Origin of the sequence: Bradyrhizobium lupini (assembly GCF_040939785.1) — a bacterium.
GTDB lineage: Bacteria > Pseudomonadota > Alphaproteobacteria > Rhizobiales > Xanthobacteraceae > Bradyrhizobium > Bradyrhizobium canariense_D.
In genome coordinates this window covers 3058240-3070488 of the sequence record NZ_CP162553.1, presented here as the reverse complement: position 1 = coordinate 3070488, position 12249 = coordinate 3058240, and the positions used below count along the sequence as shown (strand labels likewise).

Sequence of the window (12249 nt, the reverse complement as noted above, 5' to 3'; positions counted from 1 at the left end):
GATCAACAGCGCGTCAGTGTCGCACCGTCACGCCGCCCTATGATCTGCGCCTTTACTACTCCCGCCGCGGGCTGAACTTCCAGGTGAGGGCGACGAGGCTCGCGGTGATCAGGCTGCTGACGAGGCCGACGATGGGCAGCGTGAGCACCAGCGCGGCGCTGGCAGCCCAGCCGATCGAGGAGAACGCCTCGGCAAAGGTCGCAAGCCGCGACGAGGTCTGGCGGCGGCGGAATTGGCTGCGCCGGGCTTGCACCCGGAACCAGAGCTGGATTGCGGTGGCGGAGGCCGCACTGACGATGACCGCACCGGCGCTGACCGCGGCCTGGAACGCCGAGGCGAAAGCGAGCGCCGCGATCAGCGGGCAGAAGATGACGCCGATCGCGATCAGCACCACCTCTATCTTGGCGCGGATGACGCTGGACGGCGGCAATGGCGCGGTCGCAACCAGGTCGGGCGCGTCCTCGCCCGAGAGCGTCAGCCAGGCAAGCCCGCCGGCGAGTTGTCCCGCCGCCATGACGATGACCGGCGTGATCAGCGTCAGCGCCGCGGAGCTGTCGGCAAAGTTGCGCCAGAGCAGCAATGCCGGCGGCACCAGATAGAGCAGCTGCATCAGCGTCTGCGAGATCAGCCAGGGATCGCGCCAGAGCAGCGAAAATTCCTTGCGCCGTAGGGCATGCTGCCGCGATCCGCCGCGGAACGGGCGCTCCTTCGCGCTGCGACGGCCGGACGCGCCATAGGCGGCGGCATCGATCGCCGTGTCCGCAAAGCGGCCCGAGAAGATCGCCATGACGCCTCCGAGCAGCATGAGGCCGAGCGCCAGGAGCAGCAGCAGCGCTTCGGCGTCCCCCATCGCCGCCCGCGCCGGCCACCACCAGATGCTGTCGGCATCGGGCGCGTAAGCGGCCAAGCTACCCGAGGTCAGGATGGTGAAGCGCGACAGCGTGCCGTAGGACATGATCGCCGCCACCTGGAGCGCGATCACGAAGCCGGCGCCGATGATGGCGGCGAGGATCTGGGCGACGAACCGTGTCCGCGCCGGACCGATCAGGCGGAACAGCAGGATGGTGACGGCGATCGCGATCGCTGCGGCCGACAGGCCCATCGCGACGACGACGCCGAACGCTGCAAGCCAGCGCGCGCCGCCCCCGAACACCAGCACGTCGATGAAGGGTGTCGAGAACAGCAGCGCCATCACCGTGATGGCGAGCGCGATCGCGGCGATGCGCACCGAGAACAGATTGGCCAGCGTCGCGGGTGAGGACATGATGAGCTCGAGATCGGCGCGTGCGTAGAACACCCGCGTCACCGATTCGATCGCCTGTGACAGCATCAGCGTCCAGGCGAGAAAAATTGTCGCCGAAATCACGATCAGCGAGGATTTGTCGAGCGGCAATTGCAGGTCGGCGAAGCGGCCGATCACCGCCCAGGCCGGGACGTGCAGCAGCGCCGCGAAGAACAGCAGGCCGATCACCGCGGCACGCGTTCGATTGCGCCGCCCGCCGGTCATCATGGCAAGCCATTCGCGCCAGGCGAGCCGGAGCTCGTGGCGGGCGAACCAGGACAGCGCGGTGGCCGAGCTCATGCGGCTTCCTGGAGGGTCACCAGCGCGATGAAGAGATCTTCCAGGCTGGTATCGGCGTGCCCGTTTTGCTGCCGGAGCTCAGTCAGCGTGCCCTCGGCAACCAGGCGGCCGGCTGCGATCACGCCGATGCGGTCGGCCATGCGTTCGGCGACCTCGAGGATATGCGTGGTCATGATGACGGTGCAGCCGGCGCGGACGCGCTCGCTCAGGAGTCCCTTGACATGGCGGGCGGAGACGGCGTCCAGTCCCGTCAGCGGCTCGTCGAGGATGATGAGGCGGGGATCGTGCACCAGGGCGCCGGCGAGGGCGACCTTCTGGCGCATGCCCTTGGAAAAGCCCTCGCAGCGTTCGTGCCGGTGCAGCTCGAGCCCGAGCGAGTTCAGGAGCTCCGTGGCGACCGGTTCCGAGGCCGATGGTGCGATGCCCCACAGACCGGCTACGAACTCGAGATATTCGAGCGGCGTGAGCTTGTCATAGATCATGGGCTCGTCGGAGACCCACGCCATCACCTGCTTGGCGGCGACGGGGTTTTGGAGCGCATCGATGCCGAAGATGGAGACCGAGCCGGCATCGGGCCGCAAAAGGCCTGCAACCATGCGCAAAGTGGTGGTCTTGCCGGCGCCGTTGGGGCCGACCAGCGCATAGAATTCGCCGGCATGGATGGTGAGATCGAGGTTATCGACCGCCAGACGGTCAAAACACTTCGTTAACCCCATGACTTCGAGCGCCGAGTCGTCCCGCTTCATCACGGCCACACCTTGCGGTTTTGCATCGCTCGCGACCATGCCCCGAAGATGATTCGGCACCGTGAATCGCGCTGCCGCAAATTCCGTCATCCGGATTGGACTAATGGCAAGTCACCGTTTGTTGACAGCGCTTGGCGGTTCAGGCTGAATTGGTGAAGGGACGAATGGCGCGAACGCAGCGAAACGACTGCGTAGCGACTGAACACAAGATGCGGCAAGGCGGTCAGGAAGAACCGCCGGTTGTATCGGGAGGATGCGCGACGATGCTGGATTTCGTTCAGCAGCTGGTCAGCGGTGTTGCGCTCGGCTGCGTCTACGGCCTGATCGCGCTCGGCTTCGTGCTTGTCTACAAGGCCACCGAGGTCGTCAATTTCGCCCAGGGCGATTTGATGATGCTGGGCGGCTTCTTAGCCTTCACCTTCATCGGCATGATGGGGCTGAACTACTGGATCGGCTTTGCCGGTGCGGTGGCGGCGATGGCGCTGTTCGGCATGCTGGCCGAGCGCGTGGTGGTGCGGCCGATCCTCGGCTATCCGCAATTCTCCATCATCATGGCCACCATCGGGCTCGGCTATTTCCTGCGCTCGATCGCAGGCATGATCTGGGGGACCGATGATCTGAAGATCGAGACGCCGTTTAGCCAGGGCGTGCTGCGCATCGGCCCGCTGGTGCTCGCCTACGACAAGCTCTCGGTGATCGCGGCGACCATGATCCTGTGCACGCTGCTCTATCTGTTCTTCAACAAGACCACGCTCGGCACTGCGATGCGCGCCAGTTCCGAGAACATGCTCGCGGCCTATTACATGGGCATTCCGGTCAAGCGCGTGGTGTCGATCGTCTGGGCGATCAGCGCGGCGGTCGCGACCTGCGCCGGCGTGCTGCTGGCGCCGATCACCTTCATCCATTCCAATGTCGGCCTCGTGCTCGGCCTCAAGGCGTTTCCGGCCGCCGTGCTCGGCGGCTTCGGCTCGATCCCCGGCGCCGTGGTCGGCGGCGTCCTGATCGGCGTCATCGAGAGCATGGCGGGCTTCTATCTGGCCGAGGGCTGGAAGGACGTCGCGCCCTACATCGTGCTGCTCGCCGTGCTCTTGCTCAAGCCCGAAGGCCTGTTCGGCCTTCACGTCCGCAAGAAGGTCTGAACGCATGCGCTTCCTGTTCAAGACCGACTACGAGGACGACATCAGGCTGTTTCCGCATTCGGGCTATTACGTCTCATACGGTCTCCTGCTGGCCGTGCTGCTGATCGCGCCCTATGTGCTCTCCAGCTATCTGATGAGCCAGCTCGTCTTCGTCTGCATCTATGCGACCGTCGGCGTGGCGCTGCTGATCCTGACCGGTTTCACCGGGCAGGCCTCGCTCGGGCACGCGGCGTTCCTCGCGATCGGCGCCTACACGGCGGCGTACTTGCAGACGTACAACGTGCCGTTCCCGGTCTACTTCCTCGCCGCAGGCCTTCTGTCCGGTTGCATTGGCGCGTTGGTCGGCTTTCCCGCGCTGCGGCTCCAGGGCATCTACCTCGTCATCGCCACTATCTCCTTCGCCTTGATCGTCGAGGAGATCCTGGCGCGTTGGGAGAGCGTGACCCACGGCAACGAGGGCATGCGGGTGAAGACGCTGTCGCTGCTCGGCGTTGCGGTGCCGCGCGACAGCCCCACTTTCTATTTCCTCTGCCTCGCCGTGCTGGTGCTGACCATCGTCGGTACGCTCAATCTGCTGCGTTCGCCCACCGGGCGCGCCTTCGTCGCGATCCGCGACAGCGAGACCGCGGCGCGCAGCATGGGCGTCAATGTCGCGCTGTACAAGGTGAAGTCCTTTGCGATCTCCGCGGCGATCACCGGCTTCGCCGGCGTGTTGTTCGCGCACAAGCTCTCCTTCATCTCGCCGGAGATGTTCACGCTCCAGCTCTCGATCGAGTTCATCATCGTAATCCTGATCGGCGGCACCTTCAGCCTGCACGGCGCGGTGCTGGGGGCAATCTTCATCGTGATGATCGATCCGTTCCTGACCTACCTCAAGGACGACATGCCCGGCATCATCGCCGGCATTGCAGCGACCTTCGGAGCGGGCACGCAAGCCGCAGCCAATGTCCAGTCCAAGGTCGCGGCCTTTGCCTCGCTCAACGGCCTGAAAGGCGCGATCTACGGCATCATCATCGTATTGTTCGTGCTATTCGAGCCGCTCGGGCTTTACGGCCGCTGGCTCAAGATCAAACTCTTCTTCCAGCTGTTCCCGCTCTACAAGCGCGCCACCTTCAAGCGGCAGAAGATCTACGTGAAGTCGGAGCGCAACCGATGAGCTATTTTCGCGCCGAGAACTTGTCCCTGCATTTCGGTGGGCTGAAGGCCGTCGATGCGGTGTCGTTCGCGGTCGAGAAGGGCGAGATCCTCTCGATCATCGGGCCCAACGGTGCCGGCAAGAGCTCGATTTTCAACCTGATTTCGCGGATCTACCGCCCGACCTCGGGTCGCATCTTCTTCGAGGACCAGGACATCACGGAGCAGCCGCCCCACGACATCGCAAGGCTCGGCATCGCCCGCACGTTCCAGAACATCGAACTGTTCGAGAATGCGACGGTGTTGTCGAACCTGTTGGTCGGCCGCCACCGGCATTCGACCACGCAGCTTTGGCAGGAGCTGTTGTTCCTGCCGGGCGTGCGCGCCGACGAGAAGGTGCATCGCCGCAGGGTCGAACAGGTCATCGAATTCCTCGATCTCGAGCCCTACCGCGACAAGCTGATCTCGGGTCTGCCTTACGGCGTGCGCAAGGTGATCGAGCTGGCGCGCGCGCTGTGCTCGGAGCCGAAGCTGATCCTGCTCGACGAGCCGTCCTCCGGCCTCAACGTGGAGGAGACCGACGACATGTCGTTCTGGATCCGCGACCTGAAGAGCGAGCTCGGCGTCACCGTGCTCATGGTCGAGCACGACATGTCGCTGGTCAACCGCGTCTCCGACCGCGTCATCGCCCTGAACTACGGCCGGGTGCTGGCGATGGGCTCGCCCGCCGAAGTGCAACAGCACCCCGATGTCGTTGCCGCCTATCTGGGAGCCTGACGCGATGGATGCCGTGGTAACACCAGACATCATCCTGAAACTCTCCAACATCGAGAGCTATTACGGGCCGATCATGGCGATCCGCGGCATCTCGCTCGAAGTGCCGCGCGGCCGCATCGTCACGCTGCTGGGCGCCAACGGCGCCGGCAAGACGACGGTGCTGAAGACGATCTCGGGCATTCTCGATCCGCAGAAGGGCGCCATCGAGTTCATGGGCAAGTCGATTCAACGCATGGAGGCGGACAGGATCGTGCGGCTGGGCCTCAGCCACGTGCCGGAGGGACGCGAGGTGTTCCCGTTCCTCTCCGTGCGCGAGAACCTGATGATGGGGGCCTATCCGCGCAAGGATCGTAACGGCGTTGCGGACGATCTGGAGCGCGTCTACGGCTATTTCCCGCGGCTGAAGGAGCGCATCAACCAGCCGGCCGGACAGCTCTCCGGCGGCGAGCAGCAGATGCTCGCGATCGGCCGCGCGCTGATGAACCGGCCGACTCTGTTGCTGCTCGACGAGCCCTCGCTCGGGCTGTCGCCGATCCTGGTGAAGGAAATCTTCGCGATCATCCGGCGCGTCAATGAGGAGCAGGGCATGTCGATCCTGCTGGTCGAGCAGAACGCCAAGGTGGCGCTGGAGACGGCGCATTATGGCTATGTACTGGAGACCGGCCGGATCGTGATGAACGACAGCTGCGACCGCTTGATGCATTCGAAGGACATCCAGGAATTCTACCTTGGCGCCAAGGAAGCGGGCGCACGAGGCGAGCGGCGCTGGAAAAAGAAGAAGACTTGGCGTTAGAGGAAGACTTGGCGTTAAGGGAAGACTTGGCGTTAAGGGAAGACTTGGCGTTAGAAAAAGCCTTAAATACCAAAGCCCATCCGCCAATATAGACCGCCGGCAAGGCAGGCAGCGGAGGGGAACGCGGGAGGAGACGTGCATGGCCCGACCGGCGGTGCTGACGGTCGCTGACACGATCGCGAAAAGCTTTTTGCGCGCCGCGGAGACGCGGGGCGACAGGCCGGCTATACGCGAGAAGAAATTCGGGATCTGGCAGCCGACCAGCTGGCGCGAATGGCTGGAGATCTCGAAGGAGGTCGCCTACGCGCTGCATGCCATCGGCTTCAGGCCCGGCGACGTTGCTTCCATCATCGCCAACGCCGTGCCGGAATGGGTCCATGTCGACATGGGCATTCTGTGCGCCGGCGGCGTCTCTTCCGGGATCTATCCGACCGATGCCTCATCCCAGGTCGAATATCTCGTCAACGATTCCCGGACGAAGGTGATCTTCGCCGAGGACGAGGAGCAACTCGACAAGATCCTGGCCTGTCGTGCACGCTGCCCGTCTCTGCGAAAGATCATCGTGTTCGACATGGAGGGCCTCAGCGGCTTCTCCGATGAAATGGTGATGTCGCTCGACGAGTTTCGCGCGCTCGGGCGCAACCACATGGCCGGCCGCGAGGCGCTGTGGCAGGAGATGGTCGACAGTCGTAGCGCAAGCGATCTCGCGGTCCTCGTCTATACATCCGGCACCACGGGTCCGCCCAAGGGCGCCATGCACGCCAACCGTAGCGTCACGCACCAGATGCGGCACGCCAACGATTTCATTCCGGCGCGCGAGAACGAGGACCGGCTGATCTTCCTGCCGCTTTGCCACGTCGCCGAACGGATCGGCGGCTATTACATCTCGGTCGCGCTTGGCTCGGTGATGAATTTTGCCGAGAGTCCGGAGACTGTGCCGGACAATCTGCGCGAGGTGCAGCCGACCATCTTCCTCGCGGTGCCGCGGATCTGGGAGAAATTCTATTCCGCGATCACCATCGCGCTGAAGGATGCGACGCGGTTGCAGCAATGGGTCTACCGCCGCGCCATCGACATCGGCTATCGCATGGTCGATTGCAGGATTGAAGGCAAGCCGCCGCCGCTGCCGTTGCGGCTCGCCAACGGCATCGCTTACCGGCTCGTCTTCCGCAACATCCGACGCATGATCGGGCTCGACCGTTGCCGCATCGCCTTCACCGGCGCGGCGCCAATCGCGCCGGAGCTGATCCGCTGGTATCTCGCGCTCGGCATCGACATTCACGAGGTCTACGGCCAGACCGAGAATTGCGGGGTCGCCACCATGATGCCGGCGGAGCGGATCAAGCTCGGCTCGGTAGGCAAGGCGGTTTCCTGGGGCGAAGTCGCGCTGTCACCCGAGGGGGAAATCCTGATCAGGGGCGACTTCCTGTTCATGGGCTACCTGAACCAGCCGGAGAGGACAGCCGAGACCATCGACCATCGCGGTTGGCTGCATACCGGCGACGTCGGCACCATCGACAATGAGGGCTTCGTCCGCATCACCGACCGGATGAAGGACATCATCATCACCTCCGGGGGCAAGAACATCACGCCGTCCGAAATCGAAAATCAACTGAAATTCTCGCCCTACATCTCGGATTCCGTGGTGATCGGCGACAAGCGGCCATACCTCACCTGCCTCGTGATGATCGACCAGGAGAATGTCGAGAAATTCGCGCAGGACCACGACATCCCCTTCACCAATTATGCCAGCCTGTGCCGCGCGGCGGAGATCCAGGACCTGATCTGGCGCGAAATCGAAACGGTCAATGCCAATTTCGCCCGCGTCGAGACCATCAAGAGATTCTATCTGATCGAACGCCAGCTCACCCCGGAGGACGAAGAGCTGACGCCAACCATGAAGCTGAAGCGCGGCTTCGTGAACAAGCGTTATGCCGCCGAGATCGACGCGATGTATCCGGCGCGGGCGGTGGCTTGAACAATCTTGTTTGAATAACAGCGAAGGAGTGAAGGCCCCACCCTTCGCATCATAAGGGCCCCAAGGAGAGGAGACTTCAATGTCGAGATCGTTGAAAACGTTCGGCTTTGCGGCAGGCGCGGTGGTGCTCACCTGTCTGCCTGCCGCGGCGCAGACCAAGGTCACCAATGAGGGCATCTCGGCCTCCGAGATCGTCATCGGCACCCATCAGGATCTTTCGGGGCCGATCAAGGGCTGGGGTGTGCCAGTCTCGAACGGCATGAAGATGGCGGTCGAGGAGATCAACGCCGCCGGCGGCGTCCAGGGGCGAAAGATTCGGCTTGTGGTCGAGGACAGCGGCTACGATCCGAAGAAGGCCGTGCTCGCGTCGCAGAAGCTGATCGAGCGCGACAAGATCTTCGCGATGGTGGGGCCAATGGGCTCGCCGACCGTGCTGGCGGCGCAGGATATCCTGCTCGACGCCGGCGTGCTTCAGCTCTTCCCGCTGACGGCGGCGGAGTTCACGTTCAAGTTCGATCCCGCCAAGCCGCAGGAGCGGCTGAAGTTCAACAATCTGCTGCCCTATGTCGAGAGTACGCGGGCGGCGCTGAAGTACATGATGGAGTGGAAGAACTTCAAGAAACCCTGCATCATGCATCAGGACGACGAGTACGGGAAGAACGTGCTCGACGGCTTCAACCAGCAGCTTACTGCCATGAAGGTGCAGCCGGCCTCGATCACGAGCTACAAGCGCGGTGCCTCCGACTTCAGCGCGCAGATCGCCAAGATGAAGTCCGACAGCTGCGACCTCGTTGTGCTCGGCGCTGTGCTCCGTGAGCCCATCGGCGCGATGACGGAAGCCAAGAAGCTCGGCTGGGAGGTCACCTTTCTCGGCGCGACGCCGACCAACGTGATGGAGGTGCCCATGCTCGGCAAGGAGGCGGTCGAAGGCCTCTATGCTGCGTCCGGATTCGAGATTCCCTACGAGGATACCGCAAAGGGCAAGGTGAAGGACTGGCTGGTCAACTACAAGAAGATGTTCAGCACCGATGCCAACACGCAGGCCATCATTGGCTACAATGCGGTGATGACGTTCGCGTTTTACGCCAACAAGGCGGGCAGGGATCTGACCGGCCAGAAGATGCTGGACGCGCTGGAATCGGGCGACAAGTTCCTCGACATCTTCAACTCGCCGCCGACCAAATTCTCCAAGACCGACCACCTCGCCAACACCATCACCCAGGTGCAGCAGGTCAAGGGCGGCCGCTGGGTTCTGGTGAAGGACAATCTGATGTTTTGATTTCTTCGCCTCTTCCCGCATGCGGGGAGAGGCGGGAATTTGCGCAGCAAATCCGGGTGAGGGGGCTCTCCCAAGAGTCTAACTGTCACCGGATTCGCTGAAGCAGCCGCTCACCCCAACCCTCTCCCTGCGAAGAGCGGGAGAGGGAGAGCACACAGCCCTACGATCCTCCACCCGCGGTGCCTGAATTCACCGGGGCCAGTTCGTCTTCCCGGCAGCGCCAGCCATCGGCGGCTTTGACAAATGCAAACGTGCGCTGGATCCGCAGGCGGCGTGTGACGTTGAAGGCGTCCGTGGAGCGCTCCTTGTTGCCGACGCCGGGCTGCGGACGACCCGTTCTGGCATCCCAGCAGGTGCCCGTACAGGTCGTGGCGATCTTGCTGCAGGTGGCGAAGGGCGCCAGCACGGCCATCTCGATCTCGCCCGTGACCTGCGCCTCCTGCTCGCCCACCTGGCTGTCGAGTGCGTAGACGCGGTTGATGCGGAGGAAGTTGCCGCAGGAATTGGCCGCGTGGATTCGCGCGGCGCAGAAATCGACGGCATCGGTGTCGGGCGAGTGGGCTGCGACCTGCCGGCCGAACACCTTCTTCGGATCGCCTTTCGCCGTGCCAATCTCGTCAGCCTTGTGCTTCAGATAGCCGGCGAGACAGTCCTCCGCGGACTCGAGCTCCCCGAGCGGCACGTTCTCCTTGCCAACCAGATTGCATTTGCGATCGCGCTCCCGCGTCCACCGGCCGTATTCGGCGAAGGCAAAGCGCGCCGCGGTCGGATCGAGCTTGCCGATCAGGCCGAGAACCTGGCTGTTCAACTCAGTCTCGGCCAGCGCCAGCGACGGGTCCGCACAGATCAGCGCGCCCGCGGCGGTGTTGGCGGCGAGACAGTCGAAATCCGGATCGCGTACGATCGCTGCGCGCTCATCGGTCACCTTGAGAAGACATGCCTTCACCCGGTCGAAATCTTCGGCGCGGATCGCGGTCTGGCCGACGATGCCGCAACCGAGATTGCGCTGGCGGATCCAGATCGCGTTCTCCTCGATCCCAGGCAGGCGATCGGGCAGGCGGGCAAGCCGCGCCTCGATTCCCGTGCTCAGCTTCTCGGCGGCGGCGGCAAGCTCGGCATCACCGCAGAACAATTGATTGCCGGGATCGCGGATCTGCTGGCAGTTGTTCTTGGCAAACAGCGGCAGCCTGTCGGCGACGGAGCGGTCAGACGGGCTGGATTGCGCGAAGCCTGGAGCCGCCGGCAAGGCCAGCAGCGCAAGCATAGTCAGCACGATGAACCGCATTCCAGTCGCCCCCGCATAGCCGCGGGCATGCTAGCGTCCCGAATCGCGCGGCGAAATGGCTTTGTGGGGTAAGCGTACTTTTTACCGGGCTACAACAAGATCAACGCGCCTCGGCGGCGATCATCGAGAACCGCACGGGCTCGTCGACATATTTCAACACGGCCGACTGGTAGAGCACGAACAGCGGCTGGTAGCTCCGTGCAGCGTCGTCCTCGACCATTGCCATGCGACGGTTGTCGAGCATCAGCCAGTGGCCGTCGAGCCGTGCAGCGGCAATTGCATGCTCTTCGCCGGCCCTGAGGTCGCGCACCACGACGATGCGGAGATCTTCGGCGGCAATGCCCGCGAGCTTAAGAGCGGCGAGCTTGGCAATGGCATAGTCCTCGCAATCCCCGGCGCCACGCGCGAAGGTCGCGAGCGGCGAGCTCCAGACGTCCTCAGAACCGTCATCGGCGGCGCGGATGCCGAGGTTGATGGCGCGATTGGTTTCGCCCAGCCGGGCGCGGCCGTCACGGCTGCGGGCCTGGTCGACGATCGCGAGCAGTTTCAGCGCAGCGGGCGAAGCGCAATTGTTCCGGTCGCCGTCGCACAGCGCGAGCTGCACCATGTCATCGTCGAGCCTGGACCTCAGCGCGAGCCATTTCTCTTGCAGGCTGCCGGCTGAGATGGCGAAGGCGAACACGCCGAACGGCTCGGCGGATTTACGCACGAGGACGCCGGCTCCCGGCGATAGTAGCGTGCCAGCGCGAAGCTCGGCGGCCGATCCGAGTAGGATCAATCCGCACAGCACAAGGATAGCGCGCCAAGCGCGCGAACGAGCAGCGGTCTCCATCTGACATCCCCTTCCGGCTTCGCCAGGTCCCCCTCGACCTGCACGTGCCGGGCTTTGTTGCTTTCGCGGAGATAGTGCGAGGCGGGCGGTTTTGTTCTGCTTAACGCGCCCGGCTGGGGTCCCAAAACCGGGCAACAGGCTGAAACGGGCCTGCTCATATTGCGTAAAATTTTACGATTCGCCCGCTAGGAGGGCGGCGGTTGCCGCGAAGAGGGACCAATCGCAGGCGGAAGTTGTCGTGGAACTGATTCTGCGCCCTGTGGCTAACGGTTGGCTATTTCGCAAGTTCTGTTAGCTGGATCACAGATTTGGCCCCGTATTTGCCGCAGGGTGGTGCGGGGCACCACGAACAAAAGATGACAGAAGTATCTATTGCCAGATTTCTGCAATAGAATACATGAGGTTACTGAAAATGAGCGAAAATAAGCGCTACTTTACTTATGAGTATTTGAAAGATTACTTTGACTTCCCTGCAGGTGCCCAGCCGTCCGAGAGCATCGACCGCTTGGTGATGCGAAATCACACAAGCAATAGGTGGTTTCGCTAAGGACTTGGTAATGATATGCAAGTTTAGGCAAGCGATACTTACTTAGATTTTAACTCCTTTTTTGGTGCCCGGATTGAATTACGCTGGCAAATTTGACGCCGCGATTTCCTTGGACGGCTTGGGTTCCCGATCGCCCGCCGATGGCCATGTCGATTCC

At 63.0% G+C, this 12249-nt stretch carries 10 protein-coding genes; 6 read left to right on the top strand and 4 right to left on the bottom strand.

All coding sequences use genetic code 11. From position 1 onward, the window contains the following. Window positions 1–55: 55 nt before the first annotated feature. Complete coding sequence (locus AB3L03_RS14555) at window positions 56–1582, bottom strand: permease (protein WP_368508833.1); 1527 nt, start codon at window positions 1580–1582, stop codon at window positions 56–58. Beyond that, window positions 1579–2328, bottom strand: coding sequence for an ABC transporter ATP-binding protein (locus tag AB3L03_RS14550; protein WP_085383890.1), 750 nt, complete (start codon window positions 2326–2328; stop codon window positions 1579–1581). The genes AB3L03_RS14555 and AB3L03_RS14550 overlap by 4 nt, the downstream gene beginning before the upstream one ends. Window positions 2329–2591: 263 nt before the next feature. Here AB3L03_RS14550 and AB3L03_RS14545 point away from each other — a divergent pair, with 263 nt between their 5' ends. The 6 genes from AB3L03_RS14545 to AB3L03_RS14520 all read left to right on the top strand — a co-directional run bounded on the left by AB3L03_RS14545 (window position 2592) and on the right by AB3L03_RS14520 (window position 9428). Then, window positions 2592–3467, top strand: coding sequence for a branched-chain amino acid ABC transporter permease (locus AB3L03_RS14545; RefSeq protein WP_368508832.1), 876 nt, complete (start codon window positions 2592–2594; stop codon window positions 3465–3467). 4 nt (window positions 3468–3471) lie between these two features. Continuing rightward, window positions 3472–4623 (top strand): branched-chain amino acid ABC transporter permease, encoded by a 1152-nt coding sequence (locus AB3L03_RS14540; RefSeq protein ID WP_018458186.1) that lies wholly within the window; start codon window positions 3472–3474, stop codon window positions 4621–4623. Continuing rightward, complete coding sequence (locus AB3L03_RS14535; protein WP_018458187.1) at window positions 4620–5378, top strand: ABC transporter ATP-binding protein; 759 nt, start codon at window positions 4620–4622, stop codon at window positions 5376–5378. Before AB3L03_RS14540 ends, AB3L03_RS14535 begins: the two co-directional genes overlap by 4 nt. A gap of 4 nt (window positions 5379–5382) precedes the next feature. Beyond that, complete coding sequence (locus tag AB3L03_RS14530; protein ID WP_018458188.1) at window positions 5383–6171, top strand: ABC transporter ATP-binding protein; 789 nt, start codon at window positions 5383–5385, stop codon at window positions 6169–6171. A gap of 139 nt (window positions 6172–6310) precedes the next feature. Continuing rightward, window positions 6311–8149, top strand: a complete 1839-nt coding sequence (locus AB3L03_RS14525; protein ID WP_085349298.1) for a long-chain fatty acid--CoA ligase — start codon at window positions 6311–6313, stop codon at window positions 8147–8149. Between the two features lie 79 nt (window positions 8150–8228). Further along, window positions 8229–9428: an ABC transporter substrate-binding protein gene (locus AB3L03_RS14520; RefSeq protein ID WP_368508831.1), complete on the top strand. Its 1200-nt coding sequence runs from the start codon at window positions 8229–8231 to the stop codon at window positions 9426–9428. Window positions 9429–9588: 160 nt separating this feature from the next. On the opposite strand, the gene AB3L03_RS14515 is transcribed toward AB3L03_RS14520, so the two are convergent. Both AB3L03_RS14515 and AB3L03_RS14510 read right to left on the bottom strand, forming a co-directional pair. Further along, the gene (locus AB3L03_RS14515) at window positions 9589–10713 is read right to left on the bottom strand and encodes a lysozyme inhibitor LprI family protein (protein WP_085349300.1); all 1125 of its coding nucleotides are present in this window, start codon (window positions 10711–10713) and stop codon (window positions 9589–9591) included. Between the two features lie 100 nt (window positions 10714–10813). Next, on the bottom strand, window positions 10814–11545 hold the full coding sequence (locus AB3L03_RS14510; protein WP_204513225.1) for a transglutaminase-like cysteine peptidase: 732 nt from the start codon (window positions 11543–11545) through the stop codon (window positions 10814–10816). Window positions 11546–12249: the final 704 nt, after the last annotated feature.